The 22037-nt window shown below is 57.7% G+C and carries 24 protein-coding genes, 1 tRNA gene and 1 other RNA gene; 16 read left to right on the plus strand and 10 right to left on the minus strand.

The genetic code is table 11. From position 1 onward, the window contains the following. Nucleotides 1–38: 38 nt before the first annotated feature. From AC13DE_RS16885 to nusB, 5 genes are all read left to right on the plus strand, one after another. Nucleotides 39–626: a riboflavin synthase gene (locus tag AC13DE_RS16885; protein ID WP_446312949.1), complete on the plus strand. Its 588-nt coding sequence runs from the start codon at nucleotides 39–41 to the stop codon at nucleotides 624–626. Beyond that, the gene (locus tag AC13DE_RS16890; protein WP_446312948.1) at nucleotides 623–1192 is read left to right on the plus strand and encodes a hypothetical protein; all 570 of its coding nucleotides are present in this window, start codon (nucleotides 623–625) and stop codon (nucleotides 1190–1192) included. Before AC13DE_RS16885 ends, AC13DE_RS16890 begins: the two co-directional genes overlap by 4 nt. Nucleotides 1193–1331: 139 nt before the next feature. Further along, complete coding sequence (gene ribB, locus AC13DE_RS16895; protein WP_483048492.1) at nucleotides 1332–2456, plus strand: 3,4-dihydroxy-2-butanone-4-phosphate synthase; 1125 nt, start codon at nucleotides 1332–1334, stop codon at nucleotides 2454–2456. A 5-nt stretch (nucleotides 2457–2461) separates the two neighbouring features. Continuing rightward, nucleotides 2462–3010, plus strand: a complete 549-nt coding sequence (locus AC13DE_RS16900) for a 6,7-dimethyl-8-ribityllumazine synthase (RefSeq protein ID WP_446296170.1) — start codon at nucleotides 2462–2464, stop codon at nucleotides 3008–3010. Continuing rightward, nucleotides 3007–3486, plus strand: a complete 480-nt coding sequence (gene nusB, locus AC13DE_RS16905) for a transcription antitermination factor NusB (protein WP_483048493.1) — start codon at nucleotides 3007–3009, stop codon at nucleotides 3484–3486. Before AC13DE_RS16900 ends, nusB begins: the two co-directional genes overlap by 4 nt. 99 nt (nucleotides 3487–3585) lie before the next feature. Here the strand turns inward: nusB and ssrS are convergent. From ssrS to AC13DE_RS16920, 3 genes are all read right to left on the minus strand, one after another. Next, a non-coding RNA gene (ssrS, locus tag AC13DE_RS16910) (6S RNA) lies at nucleotides 3586–3739 on the minus strand. A 53-nt stretch (nucleotides 3740–3792) separates the two neighbouring features. Further along, nucleotides 3793–4554 (minus strand): COG3904 family protein, encoded by a 762-nt coding sequence (locus AC13DE_RS16915; protein WP_446313826.1) that lies wholly within the window; start codon nucleotides 4552–4554, stop codon nucleotides 3793–3795. Continuing rightward, nucleotides 4551–5849, minus strand: coding sequence for a hypothetical protein (locus tag AC13DE_RS16920; RefSeq protein WP_446313827.1), 1299 nt, complete (start codon nucleotides 5847–5849; stop codon nucleotides 4551–4553). Before AC13DE_RS16920 ends, AC13DE_RS16915 begins: the two co-directional genes overlap by 4 nt. A 109-nt stretch (nucleotides 5850–5958) precedes the next feature. Between AC13DE_RS16920 and AC13DE_RS16925 the strand changes: the two genes are divergently transcribed. After that, a complete protein-coding gene (locus AC13DE_RS16925; protein ID WP_483048494.1) occupies nucleotides 5959–6426 on the plus strand; it encodes an MmcB family DNA repair protein in 468 nt (155 codons plus the stop codon). A gap of 92 nt (nucleotides 6427–6518) precedes the next feature. Here the strand turns inward: AC13DE_RS16925 and AC13DE_RS16930 are convergent, their stop codons facing one another. Next, nucleotides 6519–6719, minus strand: a complete 201-nt coding sequence (locus AC13DE_RS16930) for a DUF6324 family protein (RefSeq protein ID WP_446296179.1) — start codon at nucleotides 6717–6719, stop codon at nucleotides 6519–6521. A gap of 169 nt (nucleotides 6720–6888) precedes the next feature. On the opposite strand from AC13DE_RS16930, the gene AC13DE_RS16935 reads away from it, so the two are divergent. Continuing rightward, nucleotides 6889–6965: transfer RNA gene (locus AC13DE_RS16935), tRNA-His, on the plus strand. Nucleotides 6966–7027: 62 nt separating this feature from the next. On the opposite strand, the gene AC13DE_RS16940 is transcribed toward AC13DE_RS16935, so the two are convergent. Next, a complete protein-coding gene (locus AC13DE_RS16940; RefSeq protein WP_446296181.1) occupies nucleotides 7028–7312 on the minus strand; it encodes a DUF6476 family protein in 285 nt (94 codons plus the stop codon). Between AC13DE_RS16940 and AC13DE_RS16945 the strand changes: the two genes are divergently transcribed. The 4 genes from AC13DE_RS16945 (at nucleotide 7311) to AC13DE_RS16960 (ending at nucleotide 10839) form a co-directional block, all read left to right on the plus strand. Beyond that, a complete protein-coding gene (locus AC13DE_RS16945; protein ID WP_483048495.1) occupies nucleotides 7311–8345 on the plus strand; it encodes an RluA family pseudouridine synthase in 1035 nt (344 codons plus the stop codon). The two genes, AC13DE_RS16940 and AC13DE_RS16945, sit on opposite strands and share 2 nt — an antisense overlap. A 173-nt stretch (nucleotides 8346–8518) precedes the next feature. Then, entirely contained in the window at nucleotides 8519–9415 is an 897-nt protein-coding gene (rpoH, locus tag AC13DE_RS16950; RefSeq protein ID WP_446306133.1) for an RNA polymerase sigma factor RpoH, read from the plus strand. A 138-nt stretch (nucleotides 9416–9553) separates the two neighbouring features. Continuing rightward, nucleotides 9554–10519: a Gfo/Idh/MocA family protein gene (locus tag AC13DE_RS16955; protein WP_483048496.1), complete on the plus strand. Its 966-nt coding sequence runs from the start codon at nucleotides 9554–9556 to the stop codon at nucleotides 10517–10519. A 50-nt stretch (nucleotides 10520–10569) separates the two neighbouring features. After that, the gene (locus AC13DE_RS16960) at nucleotides 10570–10839 is read left to right on the plus strand and encodes a DksA/TraR family C4-type zinc finger protein (protein WP_446295137.1); all 270 of its coding nucleotides are present in this window, start codon (nucleotides 10570–10572) and stop codon (nucleotides 10837–10839) included. A gap of 99 nt (nucleotides 10840–10938) precedes the next feature. Here the strand turns inward: AC13DE_RS16960 and AC13DE_RS16965 are convergent, their stop codons facing one another. The 5 genes from AC13DE_RS16965 to AC13DE_RS16985 all read right to left on the minus strand — a co-directional run bounded on the left by AC13DE_RS16965 (nucleotide 10939) and on the right by AC13DE_RS16985 (nucleotide 16787). Next, nucleotides 10939–12759 (minus strand): M3 family oligoendopeptidase, encoded by a 1821-nt coding sequence (locus tag AC13DE_RS16965; protein ID WP_483048497.1) that lies wholly within the window; start codon nucleotides 12757–12759, stop codon nucleotides 10939–10941. Between the two features lie 71 nt (nucleotides 12760–12830). Then, nucleotides 12831–14429: an ATP-dependent DNA ligase gene (locus AC13DE_RS16970; protein ID WP_483048498.1), complete on the minus strand. Its 1599-nt coding sequence runs from the start codon at nucleotides 14427–14429 to the stop codon at nucleotides 12831–12833. Beyond that, entirely contained in the window at nucleotides 14426–15439 is a 1014-nt protein-coding gene (locus AC13DE_RS16975; protein WP_483048499.1) for a ligase-associated DNA damage response exonuclease, read from the minus strand. The genes AC13DE_RS16970 and AC13DE_RS16975 overlap by 4 nt, the downstream gene beginning before the upstream one ends. Nucleotides 15440–15549: 110 nt before the next feature. Beyond that, nucleotides 15550–16497: an alpha/beta fold hydrolase gene (locus AC13DE_RS16980; RefSeq protein ID WP_483048500.1), complete on the minus strand. Its 948-nt coding sequence runs from the start codon at nucleotides 16495–16497 to the stop codon at nucleotides 15550–15552. After that, a complete protein-coding gene (locus AC13DE_RS16985) occupies nucleotides 16497–16787 on the minus strand; it encodes an SCP2 sterol-binding domain-containing protein (RefSeq protein ID WP_446295142.1) in 291 nt (96 codons plus the stop codon). The genes AC13DE_RS16980 and AC13DE_RS16985 overlap by 1 nt, the downstream gene beginning before the upstream one ends. A 74-nt stretch (nucleotides 16788–16861) precedes the next feature. On the opposite strand from AC13DE_RS16985, the gene AC13DE_RS16990 reads away from it, so the two are divergent. The 5 genes from AC13DE_RS16990 to AC13DE_RS17010 all read left to right on the plus strand — a co-directional run bounded on the left by AC13DE_RS16990 (nucleotide 16862) and on the right by AC13DE_RS17010 (nucleotide 21982). Further along, complete coding sequence (locus tag AC13DE_RS16990; protein ID WP_446313835.1) at nucleotides 16862–17428, plus strand: tetratricopeptide repeat protein; 567 nt, start codon at nucleotides 16862–16864, stop codon at nucleotides 17426–17428. A gap of 19 nt (nucleotides 17429–17447) precedes the next feature. After that, nucleotides 17448–20384 (plus strand): helicase-related protein, encoded by a 2937-nt coding sequence (locus AC13DE_RS16995; protein ID WP_483048501.1) that lies wholly within the window; start codon nucleotides 17448–17450, stop codon nucleotides 20382–20384. After that, on the plus strand, nucleotides 20385–20771 hold the full coding sequence (locus AC13DE_RS17000; protein WP_446295145.1) for an RNA-binding S4 domain-containing protein: 387 nt from the start codon (nucleotides 20385–20387) through the stop codon (nucleotides 20769–20771). Between the two features lie 52 nt (nucleotides 20772–20823). Next, complete coding sequence (gene fdxA, locus AC13DE_RS17005; protein WP_446295147.1) at nucleotides 20824–21162, plus strand: ferredoxin FdxA; 339 nt, start codon at nucleotides 20824–20826, stop codon at nucleotides 21160–21162. Nucleotides 21163–21466: 304 nt separating this feature from the next. Further along, a complete protein-coding gene (locus AC13DE_RS17010) occupies nucleotides 21467–21982 on the plus strand; it encodes a CarD family transcriptional regulator (protein WP_446306544.1) in 516 nt (171 codons plus the stop codon). Nucleotides 21983–22037: the final 55 nt, after the last annotated feature.

A 22037-nucleotide genomic window follows, 5' to 3' on the forward strand; every position in this document is an offset into this window, starting at 1 on the left:
GGCTACTTCGGTAGGGGATCTATAGAAGAGGCGCGCGCATGTTTACAGGTATTATTACGGACATTGGCAAGATCACTTTGCTGGAACAGCAGGGCGATCTGCGGGCGCGTATCGAAACCGGGTACGATACCGATGGAATCGACATGGGGGCGTCCATCGCCAGCGACGGGGTCTGCCTGACCGTCGTGGATCTTGGGGCGGATTGGTACGAAGTTCAGATCAGCGCGGAGACGGTGACCAAGACCAATATTGGAGACTGGAAACCGGGCCGGCGTCTGAACCTGGAGAGAGCCTTGAAGGTCGGCGACGAATTGGGCGGGCACATCGTGTCGGGCCATGTAGACGGGGTGGCCGAGGTGATAGCGGCGCATGACGAAGGCGACAGTACCCGCGTGACGTTACGTGCGCCCAAGGCGCTGGCGCGTTTCATTGCGCCGAAGGGGTCAGTTGCCCTGAACGGGACCTCACTGACCGTGAACGAAGTCGATGGCTGTGATTTTGGCATCAACTTCATTCCACATACCAAGGAGGTGACCACATGGGGGGGCGTGGCCGTGGGTGATCGGATCAACCTCGAGATCGACACGCTGGCCCGGTACGTGGCGCGGCTGGCGGATATGTCATGATCGCGGGCATCGGGCACAACAAGGGTCCCAGCCTGGAGCGAGGACAGAAATGGCGGGCGTTCCAGTGGCAAAAGGCGCGCGAGGCCGCAATGCCCAGGACGATACCTTTGATGGTGGTAAAGATGCGCGTTGCACGCGCCCGGGAGCTGGGGTTGGATTACAAGGCTTATGCAGCGATCCGGCAAGCGACGGGACGCGATATTCTGGCACTGCTGTTTTCGTCAAATGCCCTGAAGGTGATGCGGGCGGATGCGCCGCGGATCCCGGTGCGCGAGGCTGACATTCTGGGGGCTGTGGAGAACGCTCAAAAGCTGGCTCTGGTGCATCTTCCGCTGAGCGCCGCCGCCGTGCATTCGGCGAACCCTGTCTTGGATCATGTCGATGCGGCACCGCGATTTACCGCAAGCTGGTCGCAGATGCGCGACCATCTGGGGGACATGGTGCAACGGCGCAAGCTGGTCGGAGATCAGGTGTTGATTGTCGGAGATACCGGGCTGGAACGCGATTGGGTGGCGGCTGCGCAGGCGGCCGGATATCTGGAGGCTTCGCGATATTTCGGAGCCTAACAGCAGCGGACCGGCAAGGTTGACGGCGTGTAAATGAGTTTAATTGGCAAAATGAAAATGAGGCGGGGGTGACCCTGCTCTGGCAAACGCGGCTGCGGTGGGTTATGTGCCAGTCTAGGCAAGGATTGAGGTAACGCCCATGCAGTTTGAGACACCGGGACCCGTTGAAGCAGAACTGTCTGCAGCTATCGCGCCCATCGAGGAGATCATCGAGGAAGCGCGGCAGGGCCGGATGTTCATTCTGGTCGATCATGAGGACCGTGAGAACGAGGGTGATCTGGTGATACCGGCGCAATTTGCCGATGCACAGGCGATCAACTTTATGGCGACGCATGGGCGCGGTCTGATTTGCCTGCCAATGACGCAGGACCGGGTGGACAGCCTGGGGCTGCCGATGATGGCGGTGAATAACTCCGCGCGTCACGAGACTGCATTTACCGTGTCGATCGAGGCGCGCGAAGGGGTGACCACCGGCATATCTGCCGCCGACCGGGCGCTGACCGTCAAGGTGGCGATAAACGAGGACATGGGGGCGGCTGATATTGCGACCCCCGGCCATGTGTTTCCGCTGCGGGCCCGCGATGGCGGAGTATTGGTGCGGGCAGGGCATACCGAAGCGGCGGTGGATATTTCGCGACTGGCTGGGTTGCATCCGTCGGGGGTGATTTGCGAGATCATGAAAGACGATGGCACCATGGCGCGTCTGCCCGACCTGGTGGCGTTCTCCGAGCAGCACGAGATGAAGATCGGAACCATCAGCGATCTGATTGCCTATCGCCACAAGCATGACAACCTGCTGGTTGAACGCGACAGCCGTACTGTGCATTCGGCTTATGGCGGCGAATGGAAGATGCAGATTTTCACCGACGAGATCAGCGGTACGGATCACGTCGTTCTCTCGAAGGGAGATCTGACCACATCCGAGCCGGTGCTGGTGCGTACCCATGCGATAAATGCGCTGGAAGATATTCTCGGTCTGGGACCGAGCCCAGCCGATGAACTGCCGCGCGCCATGCACATCATCGCGCAGGAAGGGCGCGGGGCCGTATTGTTATTTCGCGATCCCGAGCCGCGCTTGCGCTTTGAGAATGAAGAGGACGACCGGCCACGTACCGTCAAACGCACAGGGCTGGGGTCCCAGATCATGGCGTCGATGGGGTTGCACGAGCTGATACTGCTGACCGATAATCCCGACACGCGCTATCTTGGGCTGGACGCCTATAGCCTGAGCATCGTGGGCACGCGCCCCATTTCTACGGAGTGAAAACAATGGCTGCTGGAAATCACACCACATTGGCTACACCTAAATTTGACAAACCCGCGAAGCTGTTGATCGTGGTTTCGCCTTATTATTCCGACATCGCTGCAGGGCTGCTGGCGGGAGCCAAGGCCGAAATCGAGGCGGCGGGTGCCGAATGGGAAGTTGTCGAAATGCCCGGTGCACTTGAGATACCGACTGCCATTGGCATATCCGATCGCAAAAGCAATTTTGATGGATATGTCGCACTCGGATGCGTCATTCGCGGTGAAACCACCCATTACGATACCGTGTGCAATGACAGCAGCCGTGCCTTGCAGTTGATGGGGTTGCAGGGTCTGTGTATCGGAAACGGTATCCTGACCGTGGAGAACCACGACCAAGCCGCGGTACGGGCCGATCCGTCAGGGCAAAACAAGGGGGGCGGTGCCGCGGCTGCGGCCTTGCATCTTATCGCGCTCAGCCGTAAGTGGGGCGACATTCGCAAAGACATCGGTTTCAAGCCGCGCTCGGATGAATATCTGATGGCGGGCGACAATGACGGACCCAAGACAGCATGACATCCTCTGACGGCCTTTCGGGCAATCAAAAACGCAAGATGAAATCAGCCTCGAGGCTTTACGCGGTGCAGGCGTTGTTCCAGATGGAGCATTCCTCGCAAAGCTTTGATACCGTGCGGCACGAATTTCTTGAGCATCGCTTCGGTGCCACCTATGACGGTCAGGAAATGATCGATGGTGATATCCGCCTTTTTGCCCATGTGCTTGAAACAGCGGTGACCTACCAAGCGGCGATTGACCAGATGACCGACCGAGCGCTGGTCGCGAAGTGGCCGATCGCCCGGATTGATCCAACCTTGAGAGCCCTGTTTCGCGCCGCCGGGGCCGAACTGCGTGACCAAGGAACGCCGCCAAAGGTAATCATTACCGAATACGTAGACGTGGCACGCGCCTTCTTTGAAGGCAGCGAGGAGCCGAAGTTCGTGAATGCCGTTCTCGATCACATGGCCCGCGAGGCACGGCCAGAAGCGTTTTAGAGCAGTATCACCTATTCGGTCAGTGACCCTTCGCGTGGCTTACACTGCCCTGAGCCTTGTAAGCTGAGCCTGGTAACCCGCGCTTTACAGCTTGTGTGTGACGGGACCACCACTGCCGTTCGGTTTTATATTCCCGAGGACCTGTATGTACAGGTGGGCGCCAGATAAACGAACCAGGGCTCGAACAGAGCCAGCTCCCTCGGATTTGCTTAAGGCCACTGGAATGTAACGTATACAAACAGGGCAGAACCCGTCACATCCCACAGGTAGGATCGCTACGGTGCCGCTGCAAGGGGTATCTTGGTCTCAGGACGGTTTTTTGGTGAACCCATAGCTTTCCAGCTCTTCCGGTAGCAGTAAATATATCTCGTCGGATGGAGTAGCCAGCGCATGTCGCATCACCAGCGGGTCAATTCCCATCTGGTCGAGGTACTCCATCACCTCGCCTTGCCCGCGCTGTATATCTTCAACGGCAAGAAATGTCGGCAGCAACGTGTTTTCACCGAAGAAGTGTTGATGCACGCCTACGGAGGCATCTTCGGGGATCGTTCGACTGGTGCCGGCGGCCAGAAGATAGGGGCAGGCGGAATAGCAGATATCGCCGCTGCGTAATGCGGTCGTCATCCCCATTTGCCGCAGCGCCCGCCCCAGCACCAACGCATCGCGCACGGACCCCCCCGGAGAGTTGAGAAAAACACCCTCGGGCGTCGGTTCAAGGGCGGAAAGCTGTTTCTGTATCCGTTCGGCATCGCCGGCCTGTATGGTTCCTTCAAGCAGGACGCGTGTGCCGGCTTCGACCACGGTCAGTGTCAATCGGTCGGGCAGGGGGGACGCAGGCATGGGGATACCGCCCGGGCGGGCACGATCAGGCTGGAACCGCCGGGTCTGGTCGCCCGGGCGTATAGGGTCGTCAAGCGCGGGGGCACGGGGGCTGAGGCCCGGCATCCGCAACCCGTCGGCGATGTCATCCCAGAAAAGCAGCCCGGCAAGACCCAGTTGGAAGAACAGCACCGCGACCAGCACCCTTCCGACGTGGTTGCGTTTGGGGGTATCGGTGGAGTCATTCATTTGTGTTTCAGCGGCGTGACAAGCGAAGGATTCTCTTTGACGATGTCATCCGGCGGGTCGACAGGTTCGCCCTTCATCGCCGTATCCATATCGCGCATTGCAAGAACCGCCGCCCGTAGTTCGGCCAGGGTCAATGTCTCTTCGATGGCGATCCCTTCGCGGCCTTCGCGGATGGCACCCTGAGTGATCGCAAGGATAAAGACGAGGACAGCTGGCAACAGATCAATCGCGATTGCCCCGGCCCATGACGGCGCGAAATTCCGGGCGTATTTTATCACCGCATCGGCGCTTGAAATCGGCGTATAAGTGGTCTCCGCAGGGGAGGGCATCGCCAGTACATCCTGTGCGGCACTCTCGAGCGTGGCAGCCCGTTGCGCAAGGACCTCCAACACCGAGGAGATGGTGGATGCTTGGCTGCCACGTGATTCCACCGTGCCACCGTCAAGCTCGGGCAAAACGACAGAGGCCGACAGATCCTGCGCGGCCCGCTCTACCAAAGGGGCGACAGAAAGCTGCCGCAAACGGGTGATCAACCCCGCCAACCTGACGGCTTGTTCGGAAAACTCGACCGATCGCGCTTCGACGGGGCCGGGTTCGACCGTGAGTGCGCGCATTTGGCTCAATATCTGGTTCCCTTCCACGAAAGCCGAATTAACCAAAGGTGTCTGTGTGGCGATCTGCGCCTCCAACCCGGCCAGTTCTGACGATTTTTGGCGCAGCACGCGAAACACCGCACCGCGCCCCGCCAACCCCGACAGACCGCCGGTGGCTTCCTGCTCGCTCAAATCCTCGAAACTTTGCCGGACCCGGGCCACATCGCGCTCCAGCCCCTGCGCCGACAGGGCGATCTCGTGGGCACGTTCCAGTGAGCCTTGGTAATCCTGGACTGTCTCCGCCAAATGTTGTTCGACAGCAGCAGAGCCCGCCAGGGCGGCGGCATTCAACCAACTGGACATGGCAATGATCGCGACCGACCCCAAAGCCATCGCACTTAGTAACCCGACACGAGCCCGCGCGGTGCGCACTGCCGGAAAAAGGCGCAGCATATACGACCAGAAGACAAATATACCCACCGATACGGCGACTGAATAGGCGATAGCCGCAAAGGCCGACATGGCTCCGTTGTCATCCAGCAGGGATGATACGCCGAGATAGGTATAGATACCCGACGCAACAGCCAGTACGCCCAAAGCTGTGCCTGAAAAGGTCTCGAGCCAGGCCAGATGACCCTCCAGCTCCTTGGCATACCGTATACCGCGCTGCCGATGTGCCGGTTCTTCACGTAGCCGCGCCATATGTACCCACCCTTTTATTCGTGCGCTCTAAGATAGGGCTTACCGGCTTCGTTACCAAGGGTTCCTTACCGGGTTGCAGGATGTTCATGTATTGTTCATAGTGGGCCCCATGGCCTATGACGCTCCAGACCCACCGATACCGCAACACCCCGGTCAATTGCTTGCCCGGGGAGTCGCACGTCACCTGATGTCGCTGGGCTTCACCTGTGTCGAAGAACTGGTCCCCGCGCGCGGCCTGCGGGTCGACCTTATGGCGCTCGGCCCCAAAGGTGATATCTGGATCGTCGAGTGCAAGTCGAGCCGAGCCGACTTCATGTCCGACAGCAAATGGCAGGGTTATCTCGAATGGGCCGACCGGTTCTTCTGGGCCGTGGATGCTGATTTCGAAACGGACTTGCTGCCGGCAGACACGGGGCTGATCATCGCGGACGGGTATGGCGCGGAACTGGTGCGCATGGGCTGCGAATCCCGTCTGACCGCAGCGCGGCGCAAAAAGATGACACATCTCTTTGCCACCCACGCCGCGCGTCGTTTGCAGGTCCTGAAAGACCCGCACAGTTGCACCATCATGGATTGACACAGGCCTGATTTCCAAATGGGAAACCATCCCGGGGGTGACAGCGCTTTAGCGCTGTCGGGGGCTGGCCCCCTTCGGCGGTATCGCCAATTTCAACGTTTGCCTTTTGCACCCTTGCCGGCACGATGCGCGGCCGCCATGATCTCTTCCGCGATCTCAACCGCTTCGTCAGGGGTGAAATCCATGGGTATCTCAATCCCGCCCTCGGCTTCAATGAAAAGCCGTACCATCCCCTTGTCCGTGGGCCCAATTTGCAAATTTGCTTCAATGTCGCGTTCAGTGTCGATACCCATGAGGCCCTCCGAAGTGTTGCGAAATCCGTAACGCGGCACCGCGAAGAACGCAAGTTCGTCAGTGCGCGCGCCGATGGCCCCGCCAATGCCGCGGAATTCCGGCGGAAATGAAAAACCGACTGCTTAGGGTCTTGCAATCTTTTTGCATGGGCGCTAGATCGACCGCAGTGCCGCCTTAGCTCAGTTGGTTAGAGCGCCTGATTGTGGATCAGGAGGTCCCTGGTTCGAGACCAGGAGGTGGTACCACTCCCCCCCAGAAACGTGCTGCCTCGGGTCCGGGTATCGGCTTTCGGCTCGATACGCTCGGACTATTCGATGTTGACCGTCTGCCGAAGTTTCCCCGTCATCCGATCATAAATCAGTATCTGATTGTCTTGGGTAACGACCGCATACCAGTCCGGCCCTTGGGTAAACGCCAACGCCTTTTCGCCGACAGGCATGGAGATGGCTTTTGGTAAATCGGGGCTCTCGCTTGAGAACCGGATGACAAGCAACCCAATCACGATTAGAAGGCCGAAAATCATTGTGGCGGTCAACACCGTCACCAGCCTTCGCAGAAACTTGATGTTTGGGGGCTCGGAAGGATCTGTCATGTCGCACCGCCGTATCACATTTACCATTGCGGACACGCCGCCGCCCCGTCTTGATAAAGCGCTTGCCCGGGATGTGCCAGAGGATGCGAACTTGTCACGCACCCGTCTGGGGCGTTTGCTGGAACAGGGGGCAGTTCAGGTGGACGGCACTGTCGTTACCGACCCCCGTGCCCGCATCGAGGGTGGCCAAGAGATCACCGTCGAGGTCGAGGAGGCCGAACACAGCCACATTCTCGCCGAATCCATCCCGCTTGATGTGGTGTTCGAAGACGCCGACCTTATCGTGATAAACAAGCCTGCGGGTATGGTGGTTCATCCGGCACCGGGCAGCCCGTCTGGAACCTTGGTGAATGCGCTTTTGGGGCATTGCGGCGATGATTTGTCGGGTGTGGGGGGGATGAAACGCCCCGGCATTGTGCACCGGATCGATAAAGACACTACGGGCCTTCTGGTCGTCGCCAAATCCGATGCGGCCCATCACGGTCTGGCAAAACAGTTCGAAAAGCATACGGTCGAACGCTACTATCAAGCGTTGGTATATGGCGTACCTGATGCCAATGACCCGCGGCTACGCGGGGTAAGGGGTGCCAGCTTCGAGCCCGGAAACATCCTCAAGTTGACAACTCAGCTCGCCCGGCACCGCACTGACCGCCAACGGCAGGCTGTGCTGTTTCAAGGTGGACGCCATGCAGTGACGCGTGCGCGTACCATTGATCGCTTTGGCGCACCCGCTGTTCTGGCATTGATGGAATGCTGGCTCGAAACAGGACGAACTCACCAGATTCGGGTACACATGGCTCATGCGGGTCATTCCCTGGTCGGGGATCCGACCTACGGTGGCAAGCGCAAGTTGGCCAAGAATGCTTTACCGGACCTCGCTGCGCAGGCGGTAAAGGACTTTCCACGACAAGCGCTTCACGCCGCCGTTCTGGGCTTCGAACACCCGGTTTCGGGCACCAGGGTGCGGTTCGAGGCACCGCTGCCCGATGACATGACCGAATTATTGAGGTTGGTGGCGCTAACACAGCCTTAGCGCACGGTCTTGTGAAGACGATGCAGCATTACATTTTATTAATAAAATATGAGTCCAAACCCGGTCGGAACGCGTTTACCTTAGACTTGAAATCAGCAGGGGCGCTATCCATATGAATGTTAAGCCCAATAACATGAACATGGGCCCCTGAAATCGGGGAAAGGGACAAACAAATGGCTAACTATGCAAATCTGCCCGCACCGACACCGGAAGGCGGATTAAACCGGTACATGCAGGAAATTCGCAAATTCCCCCTGCTGGAACCGGAAGAGGAATACATGCTCGCCAAGCGGTGGGTCGAAGAACAGGATACCGAAGCGGCGCACCGGATGGTGACGTCACATTTGCGTCTGGCCGCCAAAATCGCGATGGGATATCGCGGCTATGGCCTGCCGCAAGCCGAAGTGATCTCGGAGGCAAACGTGGGCCTGATGCAGGCCGTCAAACGTTTTGATCCTGAAAAGGGCTTTCGGCTCGCGACTTATGCGATGTGGTGGATACGTGCGTCGATCCAGGAATATATTCTGAGATCTTGGAGCCTGGTGAAGCTTGGCACCACCTCTGGTCAGAAAAAGCTGTTTTTCAATCTGCGCAAGGCCAAAAATCGCATCGGTGCGTTGGAAGAGGGCGATATGCGCCCCGAAAACGTAGCGCGTATCGCTACCGATTTGGGCGTTACCGAAACCGAAGTCATCTCGATGAACCGCCGGATGTCCGGCGGGGACGCCTCCTTGAATGCCACCGTCGGTTCCGAGGGCGAGGGTACCATGCAATGGCAGGACTGGCTTGAGGACGAAGACGCTGATCAGGCCGGTGACTATGCTGAACGCGACGAACTGGAAACCCGCCGTGAAATGCTGGCCGATGCGCTGGATGTGTTGAACGACCGCGAAAAGGATATCTTGACTCAACGCCGGCTGTCCGATGAAGCCGTCACGCTTGAAGACCTGAGTTCACAGTACAACGTCAGCCGAGAGCGGATTCGGCAGATTGAAGTACGAGCGTTTGAAAAACTCCAGAAACGGATGCGGGATCTGGCGCGCGAAAAGGGCATGATCGGGACGTCCTGAGGCTTTTTGCGCGCCACGGAGCTTGGCCTGCCACGCCGACGACTTCCCGCGCAGGCTCCCCGCCCGCGGGGGAAATCGTTTGCAGTCCTCGCCCCCAAAGACAATAGTCCATCATCGGGAAGGCACGGGGGATTGAGGGTGAAACCATTACGCTGGGGTATTCTGGGCGCGGCGAATTTCGCTTTGCACCACATGGGGCCTGCCATCCATGCAGCCAAAGGGGCCTCCCTCTGTGCGTTGGCCACCTCCAACCCGACCAAGGCCGCTGCCTTTGGGGCGTTTGTGCCGGATATCAAGATTTATGAAAGCTACGACAGTCTGCTCGCGGCGAACGACATTGACGCAGTCTATATCCCGCTGCCCAATCATCTGCACGTAGAATGGACCCTCAGGGCATTGGAGGCAGGAAAACACGTTCTGTGTGAAAAGCCGATAACTTTGATGGCCAGCGACTTCGACAGGTTGATCGATGCAAGGGAAAACTCCGGTCTGCTGGTTGCCGAAGCATTCATGATCGTGCATCACCCGCAATGGGCCCGTGCCCGCGATATTGTCGCATCGGGGGTTCTGGGTCGGCTGCGCCATGTGGCCGCGACCTTCTCTTTTTTCAACGACGACGCGACAAATATACGTAACATCGCGGCCGCCGGCGGCGGAGGGTTGCGCGATATCGGCATCTACGCCTTTGGATCCACCCGGTTCGTGACGCGGCAAGAACCGCGGGTGATCACCCATGCCAAGGCCGCCTACGAAAACGGCGTGGATGTTTTCGCACAGGTTGCCGCCGAATTCGACGATTTCGACTTTTCGGCAACGATCTCGATGCGGATGTTTCCACGCCAGGAATTTGTGATCCATGGTGAAAAAGGCGTGTTGAAGCTAAGCTGCCCCTTCAATCCGTCGGTACATGCACAAGCCGAGCTTCACCTCGAAACCGATACGCACACCATCACCACGCAGCGGTTCCCAAGTATCAACCACTACGTCATGCAGGTCGAAGCCTTCGGCCGATCTGTTGCTCACGACAGTCCATATGCATGCCCGCTGGAGTTCAGCAAAGGTACCCAGCAGATGATCGACATGGTTTTTGCAGAACTGACTTGAGCCAGCGGCGAGGGGCTCTACCTATGTAAAGCAGCAAGGAGGGCACGCAAATGGCTGGAGGTTGGGCGAAAGACGGCGCGGTCAGCGAACAGATCGAAGCGTCGATCAACGATGAACTGGCACGCCTAAAGGCCCGTTCTGTGCCGCAAGGCGAAAGTTTTACCCATTGTGCCGAATGCGAAGAACCGATCCCCGAGGCACGGCGCATCGCACTTCCCGGCGTAAAACTATGTATTGATTGCGTGAGAGAGCGCGACGGACAAGTCCGGGCGCGTGGCGGCATCAACCGGCGTGGCAGTAAGGACAGTCAGCTCAAATAGCCGTTTTCGACGGGGCTCGGACATGGCCAAGCCCCGTCATGCTTCCAAATGGCTTGAAATCCTCGCCGAAGGCATAAAAACTCTTATGCCCGCGCCGGATCAATCCTCCATCGCTTCGAGTTCGTCGATAAAGCCTGAAATCATCGATAATCCCTTATCCCAGAATGCGGGGTCGGACGCATCAAGCCCGAACGGTGCCAAAAGCTCCTTGTGGTGTTTGGAGCCGCCAGCTTTCAGCATATCAAAGTATTTGTCCTCGAACCCCGGCTTGCCTTCTTCATAGACGGCGTAGAGTGCGTTCACCAACCCATCGCCAAAGGCATAGGCATAAACATAGAACGGCGAATGAATGAAATGCGGTATATATGCCCAAAAGGTTTCATATCCCTCCATATACTCGAATGCCGGCCCAAGGCTCTCGGCCTGCACAGACATCCACAGTGCATTGATATCGTCCGGCGTCAGTTCTCCCGACCGGCGGGCGTCATGCAGTTTGCATTCAAAGTCGTAGAAGGCAATCTGGCGCACGACGGTGTTGATCATATCTTCGACCTTGCCTGCCAACAGCACCTTGCGTTCGGAATTGGTCTTGGCCTTTTCCAGCATTTTGCGGAAGGTAAGCATTTCCCCGAACACGCTGGCCGTTTCCGCCAGGGTCAGCGGCGTCGACGATAGCATTTCGCCCTGACCCGCGGCCAATACCTGGTGAACGCCGTGGCCCAGCTCATGTGCCAGGGTCATGACATCGCGCGGCTTTCCAAGGTAGTTCAGCATGACATACGGATGAACGTCGGTCACCGTGGGATGGGCAAAAGCGCCCGGGGCCTTGCCGGGCTTTACTCCGGCATCGATCCAGCCGTCGCTAAAGAACGGTGCCGCGATCTCGCCCATGCGGGGGTCAAAGGCTTTATAGGCCTCCATTACGGTTGTTTCGGCCTGGTCCCAGCTAATCTGTTTTGGGTCTTCCAGGGGCAGGGGGGCGTTGCGGTCCCATACCTGCATCACATCCAGCCCAAGCCATTTACGCTTCAGTTCGTAGTAGCGGTGGCTAAGCTTTGGATAGGCTTTGACGACCGCATTACGCAACGCCTCGACGACCTCTGGCTCGACATGGTTTGACAGATGACGGCCAGTCTGAGGGGTGGGCATGCCACGCCAGCGGTCGATAACCTCTTTTTCCTTGGCTTGCGTGTTATGAATACGCGCGAAAGTCTTGATATTGCTTTGAAAGACATCCGCCAGCTCTCGTGCGGCGGCTTCGCGAAGATCGCGTTTCGGGTCGGTCAGAAGGTTCAGTACACCCTCGATGTTCAGCGGCTCGCCGTCGACTTCGAATTCCAGCCCCGCAATCGTTTCATCAAAAAGGCGTTCCCATGCGTCACCTACAACACCAAGATCGTGGAGAAATTTTTCCAGCTCGTCCGAAAGCTGGTAGTCTTTCATCGCCCGAATGCGGTCAAATACCGGCTTGTAGCGCGCAAGATCAGGTTTCTGATCCAGCAGGTTGCCAAGATGGTCATCCTCAAGACGGTTCAGTTCCAGAGTGAAGAACACCAAGGGCGTGGTGAAATTGGTGATCTTTTCCTGTACATCCGACATGAACTTCGCGCGACCGGCATCGGTGGTCAGCTGATAATAGCGCAACCCGGCATAAGACATGATACGACCGGCGATCTGGTTGATCTTTTCATTGCGCAACACACACTCTAGCAGCTCGTTGGCGTCCAGTTCGGCAAGCTTGCCTTCATAGTCTTCGGCGAAGCTGCGGCAGGCTTCCTCCAACCAGTCAAGGTCACGCTTGAGCTCGGGTGCGTCCTCACCTGTGTATAGATCGTCAAGATTCCATTCCGGCAGCTTGCCAAAGGCAGACGCCCCGGAGCCAGCGTTTGCATCTAGTACGGGTGCGGGTGGTTGAAACATGTTGTACCTCATTTTGACGTTAAGCCTACCTAAGCACCGGCTTCGGGCAAAGCAAGGCAGGGGGCCTCTGACTATCCGTAAATGCGTAGCATATCTTCCAGATCGTCCAACGAATTGGCTTCCTGGATAGGCTTGTCTTGGCGCCAGCGCAGCATGCGTGGAAATCGAAGCGCCACCCCTGACTTATGCCGGGTGCTGCGTTGGATACCTTCGAAAGCGATCTCGAATACATGGTGTGGGGTGACTTTGCGCACCGGGCCAAAACGCTCCAGCGTGTTTTTGCGCACCCATGCGGTGATTTTGCGAAACTCTGCGTCCGTCAAACCGCTGTACGCCTTGGTAAACGGGATAAGGTCGTTTCCATCCCAGACCGCAAAGGTAAAGTCGGTGAACAGGTTGGCGCGCCGACCGGACCCTGACTGTGCATAGATCATAACGGCATCGACGGTGAGCGGATCCAGCTTCCACTTCCACCAATCCCCCTTCTTGCGACCGGCCAGATAGGGGCTGTCCACACGTTTCAACATGAGCCCCTCTGCCTGCGCTTCACGCGCCATGGTGCGAATTTCGGCCAGCGCTTCCCATGAGCTGAACTCCAATTGCGGCGAAATCCGCAAGGGTGCTTCTGCGGGAACCACGGCCGACAGCTTCTCCAGCAAAGCGCGACGCGCGGAGAAGGGACGGGTGCGGATGTCCTGGCCTTGCCATTCAAGCAGGTCATAGGCGTGCAACACTACCGGCGCATCGGCCAGCAGCTTTTTCGGCACGGTTTTACGGCCAATTCGGGCCTGCAGGGTGTTGAACGAAGCCGGAGTAGGCTGGCCATCGGGCCACACCAGCAGTTCGCCGTCCAGTACCGTTCCATCGGGGATGAAATCGACTGTGCGTGCCAACTCCGGGAACCGGTCGGTCATCAGTTCTTCGCCGCGTGACCAGACGAAATACTGCCCGTCGCGCCGGATAAGCTGACCCCTGATCCCGTCCCATTTCCATTCGGCACGCCACTGCGACAGCTCTCCCAAGTCGTCTGGGGAACTCTCAAGCCCGTAAGCCAGATAAAACGGGTAGGGGCGTGATGCATCGGCGGATGCGTCATCGGCCTCGACCAGCTGGTGCCAAGTGGTGGTGTCAGGATGCCAATTACCCATCAATCGGTGTGCGAGCTCGGCTTCGGGTTTATCGGTGGCGCGCGCCAAGGCGCGGGTCATCAGTTTTTGGCTGATGCCGACGCGAAACCCGCCGGTGATGAGCTTGTTGAAAATAAACCTTTCGGTGCCGCCGAGGGTCGCCCACGCCTTTAAAACAAAGTCTTTGCGGGCATCCTCCGGCTGCGTATAGATTTCACGCAAAGATTTGATCCAGTCCGACAGCGGTTGATCATCGTGCGTTACAGTAGCAGGCAGAACCAGCGCGATGGTCTCGGCGAGGTCGCCAACAATGCTGTAGCTTTCTTCGAACAACCACAGCGGTATGCCTGCCTGCTCGGCGGCCCATTCGCGCAGCTTGGTCGTGGTTACGGCGCGCTTGGGGCGGCGCCCCGAGAAAAGCGCGATGGTCCAAAGACGGTCTGGGTCGTGGGCCTGCTCGAAATAATCCGCCAACGCGGCAACTTTGGTGTTGGTCTTGGTGCTTTGATCGATGGCGGTGAACAGTTGGGCAAAACGTTTCATTCTGTCCCGTCCTTGTCCAGACTTTCGCCTTCGAACTGGGTCGGCACGACCTGCGCGGTCCATCCACTGTCGTTCAGGTAGCGGCTGAAGACATCGGTGTAACCATGTGTCACGTATATATTTTCCGCGCCGGTTTCGCGAATTGCCGACATCAGCCCGCCCCAATCCGCATGGTCGGATATTACAAACCCCCGGTCACCCACCCGTCGCCTGCGCACCCCCCGGATCGCCATCCAGCCGCTGGCAAACGCGGTTTCTTGCGCGCCAAATCCCTTTGACCACGCACTGCCCAAGGCGGATGGCGGGGCGAGAACGATGGCGTTTGGGTGACTTTTCGGGTCAAGCTCGGCATTTGCCAAAATCGTATCGGGCAGCGCGATCCCCTGATCGCGTATGATGCGGTTGGTGTTTTCAATTGCCGTGTGCGTCAGGATCGGACCGATCGCGGGATCAAGCATCGTCAGCAGCCTTTGTGCCTTTCCCAGTGCATATGCCCCGAGGAACGCAGTCTTGCCATTCGCCGCGCATGTGGCCCACCAAGCGTTGATCTCGGCCGCGACCGTCGTTTGATCTGCCCAATTGAACACCGGCAGACCGAACGTGCTTTCGGTGATGAAGCTATGGCACTCGACGGGGCTGAACGGGTCCGAAAGGCCATCATCGACAACCTTGTAATCGCCCGAGGCGACCCAGACCTCGCCTTTTACCTCTACGCGGATCTGCGCGGACCCGGGAACATGGCCCGCCGGGTGGAACGAAACTTTGGCATCGCCAATCCGGCGTATCTCACCGTAACCGATGCCCTCTGCCGTGATATCCCCCAAGCGGTGTCGCATCACGGGTAAGGCAATATGGGTGGCAAGGTACCGCTGCATCCCCCAACGCGCATGATCCGAATGGCCATGGGTGATCAGCGCCCGATCTACCGGGCGCCAAGGGTCGATGTAGAAGTCACCTGCTGTGCAATATATGCCATTTTCGGTGAAGCTGAGAACGGGTGCATTGGTCATTCGCTAAACCTAGCGGTGACGGATCATTTGAACAGAGCGAGGGTTGAATTTTGATATGATGCGCAGCCGTTCGCGCGAGTGCCGCGGCGCGCGCACCCCCTAATGGCGGTTCACTTTCTGACATTTCCCAGAAATAGCCGCGTTATATCTTCGATCGCGGCGTCACGGATCTGGGGCTTCTCCATGAGGATTTCATGTTCAGCACCCTCCATGACCTGAAGCTTTCCACCCTTCCAGGTTGCCATGCGCTTGTGGACGCGATTGATCTGGACGATCCGTTCATTCGAGCCAAGGAAAGTCACACAGGGCAGGCTGGGTGCCGCGCGCAGGGCAAGGTGTTTGGTTTCCGACAGTGCCTCGCGGAGCCAGATAAAGCTGGGCCCGCCGAGCGAGAGTTCAGGATGGGCCGCCAGTTGATCACGCATCATCGCGTACATTTCCGGGTCGGTTGTCAGCATGTTGTTCTCGAACGGAGCGAGGGACACATAAGAAGCGTTCTGAATGCCGATCGGCAGCCGGGTGCCTTGGCCGATGCGGGGCATGAACAACGACAGGCCCGTAGCGACCAATCGCATATGGGGCGCGATGTGGATGCCCCACATAGGGGCGGTGAACGCCGCTGCCTGTACTGACAGGCCTTCCATGCTGGCGCGCAGCCCAATCGCGCCGCCCATCGAATGGGCCAGCAAAAAGAAAGGTCGGGGCAATTGCAAGGCACGCGCTGTGCGCATCATCAACGCAACATCTTTTTGGTAGTCGGAAAACAGGTCGACGTGTCCAATGCTCCGATCCGGTAACAGCCGGTCTGAAAGGCCCTGACCGCGCCAGTCGATCGTCACGACCGCAAGCCCGCGTTTGGCGAACTCCGCCGCGGTGACACCGTATTTTTCAGCATATTCCGTACGGCCAGGGAACAGAACGACAGTTCCCTTGGCCCCGGAGAGCGGCCAATGGACGACCCGCAGCCTTTTGCCATCCGACGTTTCGCCCCAATGCGCCTGTCCGGTATCCGGGCCAGGGGAAACGTCAGTGAAAAGAGGTGCGGGTGTCAGTGTCATTATGCCAGAACAGTGGCAAGCTTCATCGCCATGCCCATATCGCCGTCGATCTTGAGCTTGCCGCTCATGAAAGCGCTGGTCGGGTTGGTGTCACCCGACAAGATCGACTGAAAGGTTTCGGCATCGGCCGATAAGGTCACATCTGCTGCTTCATCGGCCGCGCGTGCGCCGGTTTCGTCGATCATAACGGTGCCTTCTCCTTCGATGTCGAACTTCGCGGTGCCGTCAAAGTCGGCCCCATCTAGCTTTTCGTTCAGAACAGTTACAGCTTCGTTCACAATATCGCTCATCATGCGCCCTTTTTTGGCAAATGGTGCCGTCACATCTGGAATTGCGGCGGCAGCCTGTTACATTCACTGTTGTTATGGCCAATCCTATCGTCAACCTCAAACATACCGTAGCGGCACTTGGTTTCTGGGTGTTGCTTGGGGGTGTTGTTTTTGCCCAGAATTCCGGGCCTGCACCGGATGAACTGCTGGACAAGTTACGAACTGCGTCCCCGGCCGAAGCGGGTCGAATCGAACGCGAGGTACAGATGGCATGGTCGCGGTCAGGTTCGGCAACAATGGATTTATTGTACGGTCGGGGCCGCGAAGCGATGCGCGACGGCAATACAAAGCTGGCGATCGAACACTTTACAGCGCTGACCGATCACGCTCCGGAATTTGCCGAGGGGTATCACGCACGTGCGCAAGCCTATTTTGCGGCAGGATTATACGGCCCGGCAATTGATGATCTGGAAACAGCGCTGATGTTGAACCCGGACCAGTATAACGCGATCTTCGGGTTGGGAGCGATATTGCAGGAATTTGGCAATCTTCGTGCTGCCGCCGATCTTTATCGCAAAGTCTTGGCGATCAACCCTCACCATGAAAATGCTCAACGGGCGCTGGACGGGCTTCGCCGTGACGGCGTCGGGCGCACTCTTTAACTAGTTCAAGGATTTTCTGGTGGCAGGTGAAAGTAGGGTCGTGGCCGTTTTGGGCCCGACAAATACCGGCAAGACGACATATGCAATCGAACGTATGCTGGCGCACCGAACTGGCGTGATCGGCCTGCCGCTGCGCCTGCTTGCGCGCGAGGTCTACGACCGCATCGTGGCGCTGCGCGGGCCATCCATTGTCGCGCTTGTGACAGGGGAGGAACGGATCGTACCCCCGCGCACCCAATATTGGGTCTGCACAGTCGAGGCGATGCCAGAAGGAATGGGAGCCGATCTGGTCGCGGTCGATGAGATACAGCTATGCGCTGACCCCGAGCGCGGCCATGTGTTTACCGACCGATTGCTACGGGCCCGAGGTCAGCACGAGACGTTGTTCATGGGGTCGGATACTATGCGCGGGACCATTGCGGCGCTGGTTCCAGAGGCGCAGTTCATGCGCCGAGAGCGCATGTCCGAATTGATCTATTCTGGTCAGAAAAAGATAAGTAGGATGCGACCTCGTAGTGCGATTGTAGGATTTTCGGTTGAAAATGTATATGCGATAGCCGAGCTGATACGGCGTCAAAAGGGGGGGGCCGCAGTCGTAATGGGCGCTCTGAGCCCGCGCACCCGCAACGCGCAGGTCGCGATGTATCAGAACGGCGAGGTGGACTATCTTGTGGCAACCGATGCCATCGGAATGGGCTTGAACCTTGATGTGGATCACGTCGCATTCTCGGCCCTGAGCAAGTTTGACGGACGGCGGATGCGCCCATTGGCACCTAATGAGCTGGCGCAGATAGCCGGGCGGGCAGGGCGCGGATTCAAAAGCGGAACATTCGGGGTTACGGGGGATGTCCCACCCCTGGATGATCATGTGGCCCGCGCCATAATGGACCATCAGTTTACCCCGCAGAACAAGATTAACTGGCGTAATCCTGCGCTACAGTTTGGATCGATTGATCGATTGATCAATACGCTAGAGATGGCCCCTGATCACGAACGCCTCTTCAAGGCCCGCGAGGCAGATGATCTGCGGGCGCTAAAGACATTGGCCGAGGATGCCGAAATCGCCGCGCGTTGCACTGACGGGCAATCGGTGCGGTTGCTATGGGATGTCTGCCGAATCCCCGACTTTCGTGGTATAAGTCATGCAGAGCATGCGAACCTGCTGGAACAGATATTCAACTATCTTCATCAGCACGGGTCCGTGCCCAATGATTGGCTTGCGCGACAAATTAAGCGCATTGATCGAACCGATGGCGATATTGATGCGTTATCTAAACGATTGGCGTTTATCCGCACCTGGACATACGTCACCCAACGCAAAGGCTGGACGAATGACGAAAGCCATTGGCGACACGAGGCGCGTGTCGTAGAAGACAGACTGTCGGACGCGCTGCACGAGCGTTTGACCCAGAGATTTGTAGATCGGCGCACATCCGTGCTTTTGCGCCGGCTAGGACAGAAGGAAGCCATGGTGGCCGAAGTAAACGAGACCGGTGAAGTAACCGTTGAGGGTGAATTCGTAGGCAAGCTGGACGGGTTCCGGTTTCGCCAGGACAAAGGCGCGGGTGTTGCGGAAGACAAGACGATCAAGGCGGCCTCGTTGCAGGCGCTGGCCCCGCAATTCCATCTTCGGGCGGATCGCTTTTACAACGCCCCGGATACCGAAATAGACTTTACCGAACAGGGCGGCCTGATGTGGGGGAGCGCTGCGGTCGGCAAGCTGGTGGCGGGTTCGGATCCGCTGAAACCCGGTATCGAGGTTTTTGTGGACGATGTGGCGGGCCCTGAGGTCTCTCAGAAGGTTCAACGTCGCTTGCAGCACTTCATTGATCGTAAGATCGCACTGTTGTTCGAGCCTCTGCTGGCGTTGTCGAAAGACGAGACCCTGACCGGTCTGGCGCGCGGTTTCGCATTTCGTCTGGTCGAGAATTTCGGCATCCTGCAACGTGCTGACGTAGCGGAAGATGTCAAATCCTTGGATCAGGACGCCCGAGGTGCGTTGCGCAAGCACGGCGTGCGATTCGGACAGTTCACCATTTTCATGCCGCTTGTTCTAAAGCCTGCACCGACAAGGTTGCGTTTGGTATTGTGGTCTCTTTCACAAAACCTGAGCGAATTCCCTGAATCGCCACCTCCGGGGCTGGTGACCATTCCCGTTGATGCGGGTGCCCCCCATGGTGCGGCCACGATGTCTGGCTATCGCAATGCCGGCAACCGGGCGATCCGTATTGATATGCTCGAGCGGCTTGCGGATATGTTGCGGTCAGAAGATTCGCGTGGCGGGTTCGAAGCCAATGCGGACATGCTGTCGATTACCGGCATGACACTGGAGCAGTTCGCCGCTTTGATGGAGGGGCTGGGATACAAGGCCGAGAAATCGGAGCGCACCAAGGTGAAGGCCGTCGATGTGGTGATGCCTCATGACGGCGCTGGTATGGCTGCGGACAAGGGGGCCGATGCGACGACCCCTGTGATGGATGTAGCCGCCGAACAGCCCATCGGGGGCATTATTTCCGATCCGATGCCGGCACCCGCAGACGACGTAGTGGCAGGCACTGCCGACATCCCCGATGAGGGGCTAGCACCTATTGCCGAAGAGCTTGCCGAGACTCCGGAAGTTGATGACTATATTCCGGAATCCGACCCGGCTGAGACCCCGCAAGGCACCGCGCCCGACGCGTCGATCGCCGGGGCCGATCTTGAGACATTTTATGTCTTCACGTGGGGGCGGGTACCTCGTGCTCATAACAATGGTCAGCGCCGCGCGGCGGGGGATCGCCCTCAGGGCAAAGGAAAGCCGGGCGGTCGCGGCAAAAAGGGTGCGCCACGCGGGGACAAAGCTGCCAGAGGTGGCAAACCGCAGCACCAAAATGCGCGGCCATCCCGCGCGGAAAAACCAATTGACCCCGATAATCCCTTTGCTGCTGCCCTGATGGGGCTGAAAGACAACAAATAATTGTCAGAAGCTACGCAAAAATTACGGCTGGACAAATGGCTGTGGCATGCGCGCTTCTTCAAGACCAGATCTTTGGCTGCCGCCCGCGTGCAAGCGGGCGCAGTCAGGGTGAACGGGCAGATCGTGAAGAAACGCGCTACTTTGGTCGTGGCGGGTGACGTGTTGACGTTTGAACTGGGTGATAACATACGTGTCATCCAGATCGACGCTATCGGTCACAGGCGCGGACCGGCCCCCGAGGCACAGACGCTTTATACTGATCTGTCACCTCCCCCGCTGCGATCAGAGAAAAAGATGTCAGAAAATCCGTCATTTGAGGGAAAAGGGCGCCCCAGCAAGCGCGATCGGCGCGTACTTGATCTTTCTCGGGCACGCCATCTTGAATGATAGGCTGTGCTGATTTAGCTAGACTTCCGAACCTGCCAAAAAAGTTGATGCCATGACCTATATCGTGAATGACGCCTGTATTGCCTGCAAGTACACAGACTGTGTCGAAGTGTGCCCGGTAGACTGCTTTTACGAGGGCGAGAACATGTTGGTCATTCACCCTGACGAATGCATCGATTGCGGCGTGTGTGAACCCGAATGCCCGGCTGATGCGATCCGTCCGGATACAGAGCCGGACATGGAAAAGTGGGTCGAATTCAACCGCAAATATTCCGAGATGTGGCCGGTGATTATCACCAAAAAAGACCCATTGCCCAATGCAGAAGAACACGATGGGGAAGACGGGAAGCTGGAGAAGTATTTTTCTGAAGCGCCCGGTGAAGGGGGTTGAGTGATTCGCTGATTTGTAAAAGAACAAGTTGCGTATCAGGGATCTTTGAAGGCCTAAAACGTATAGTATACAAAGATTTAATGTAATCTGCGAAATGCGCTGCTTTCGCGGAAGCGTTTTTTGTGATATGTTCATGTATAAATGACGTTGTGCAGATACCACCTATCAACCTTCCCCGTGGTTGAACCTGAAAATCTGAAGTGACGAAACTGGGCTGACGGCTTTCCAAGCCGATCGGCTGTTGTCTTTGTGGCAACGATATTTACCCCATGCGGGCTGTCCCCGCGCCCAAGGAGCTAAATTTATGAGTAAGTCGAAAAAGCTAGATTTCCGCCCCAATGAATTCGTCGTGTATCCGGCCCATGGTGTGGGCCAGATCGTGTCGGTCGAAGAGCAGGAGGTTGCAGGAATTTCGCTGGAATTGTTCGTTATCTCGTTCGAGAAGGACAAAATGACGCTTCGTGTGCCTACGCACAAAGCGACTGAAATCGGCATGCGCGCCCTTAGCAGCCCTGACGTGATCACCCATGCGATGAAAACGCTAAAGGGTAAGGCCAAGGTCAAGCGTGCGATGTGGTCCCGGCGCGCCCAGGAATACGAGCAAAAGATCAACTCGGGTGATTTGATCGCCATCGCCGAAGTCGTGCGCGATCTTCACCGTACCGACGACCAGCGCGAACAAAGCTATTCCGAGCGTCAGCTTTACGAGGCGGCGCTGGAACGTCTGACGCGCGAAGTTGCCGCCGTGGCAGGCGGGGATGAACTGGCCGCTGCAAAGCAGGTTGGCGATGTGTTGGAAAGCCGCGTAGCCGCTGCGTAATCCATCGTCTTTGGAATGAAAAACAAGCCGTGCCGGAAATATCGGGCACGGCTTG

The sequence above is a fragment of the Sulfitobacter sp. L-8 genome (genome assembly GCF_056859255.1).

What these genes read in the sequence shown, in the direction of transcription:
- AC13DE_RS16885 (WP_446312949.1), top strand. Translation starts at nt 39, where the DNA reads ATGTTTACAGGTATTATTACGGACATTGGCAAGATCACTTTGCTGGAA.
- AC13DE_RS16890 (WP_446312948.1), top strand. Translation starts at nt 623, where the DNA reads ATGATCGCGGGCATCGGGCACAACAAGGGTCCCAGCCTGGAGCGAGGA.
- ribB (WP_483048492.1), top strand. Translation starts at nt 1,332, where the DNA reads ATGCAGTTTGAGACACCGGGACCCGTTGAAGCAGAACTGTCTGCAGCT.
- AC13DE_RS16900 (WP_446296170.1), top strand. Translation starts at nt 2,462, where the DNA reads ATGGCTGCTGGAAATCACACCACATTGGCTACACCTAAATTTGACAAA.
- nusB (WP_483048493.1), top strand. Translation starts at nt 3,007, where the DNA reads ATGACATCCTCTGACGGCCTTTCGGGCAATCAAAAACGCAAGATGAAA.
- AC13DE_RS16915 (WP_446313826.1), bottom strand. Translation starts at nt 4,554, where the DNA reads ATGAATGACTCCACCGATACCCCCAAACGCAACCACGTCGGAAGGGTG.
- AC13DE_RS16920 (WP_446313827.1), bottom strand. Translation starts at nt 5,849, where the DNA reads ATGGCGCGGCTACGTGAAGAACCGGCACATCGGCAGCGCGGTATACGG.
- AC13DE_RS16925 (WP_483048494.1), top strand. Translation starts at nt 5,959, where the DNA reads ATGGCCTATGACGCTCCAGACCCACCGATACCGCAACACCCCGGTCAA.
- AC13DE_RS16930 (WP_446296179.1), bottom strand. Translation starts at nt 6,719, where the DNA reads ATGGGTATCGACACTGAACGCGACATTGAAGCAAATTTGCAAATTGGG.
- AC13DE_RS16945 (WP_483048495.1), top strand. Translation starts at nt 7,311, where the DNA reads ATGTCGCACCGCCGTATCACATTTACCATTGCGGACACGCCGCCGCCC.
- AC13DE_RS16940 (WP_446296181.1), bottom strand. Translation starts at nt 7,312, where the DNA reads ATGACAGATCCTTCCGAGCCCCCAAACATCAAGTTTCTGCGAAGGCTG.
- rpoH (WP_446306133.1), top strand. Translation starts at nt 8,519, where the DNA reads ATGGCTAACTATGCAAATCTGCCCGCACCGACACCGGAAGGCGGATTA.
- AC13DE_RS16960 (WP_446295137.1), top strand. Translation starts at nt 10,570, where the DNA reads ATGGCTGGAGGTTGGGCGAAAGACGGCGCGGTCAGCGAACAGATCGAA.
- AC13DE_RS16965 (WP_483048497.1), bottom strand. Translation starts at nt 12,759, where the DNA reads ATGTTTCAACCACCCGCACCCGTACTAGATGCAAACGCTGGCTCCGGG.
- AC13DE_RS16970 (WP_483048498.1), bottom strand. Translation starts at nt 14,429, where the DNA reads ATGAAACGTTTTGCCCAACTGTTCACCGCCATCGATCAAAGCACCAAG.
- AC13DE_RS16975 (WP_483048499.1), bottom strand. Translation starts at nt 15,439, where the DNA reads ATGACCAATGCACCCGTTCTCAGCTTCACCGAAAATGGCATATATTGC.
- AC13DE_RS16980 (WP_483048500.1), bottom strand. Translation starts at nt 16,497, where the DNA reads ATGACACTGACACCCGCACCTCTTTTCACTGACGTTTCCCCTGGCCCG.
- AC13DE_RS16985 (WP_446295142.1), bottom strand. Translation starts at nt 16,787, where the DNA reads ATGAGCGATATTGTGAACGAAGCTGTAACTGTTCTGAACGAAAAGCTA.
- AC13DE_RS16990 (WP_446313835.1), top strand. Translation starts at nt 16,862, where the DNA reads ATGGCCAATCCTATCGTCAACCTCAAACATACCGTAGCGGCACTTGGT.
- fdxA (WP_446295147.1), top strand. Translation starts at nt 20,824, where the DNA reads ATGACCTATATCGTGAATGACGCCTGTATTGCCTGCAAGTACACAGAC.
- AC13DE_RS17010 (WP_446306544.1), top strand. Translation starts at nt 21,467, where the DNA reads ATGAGTAAGTCGAAAAAGCTAGATTTCCGCCCCAATGAATTCGTCGTG.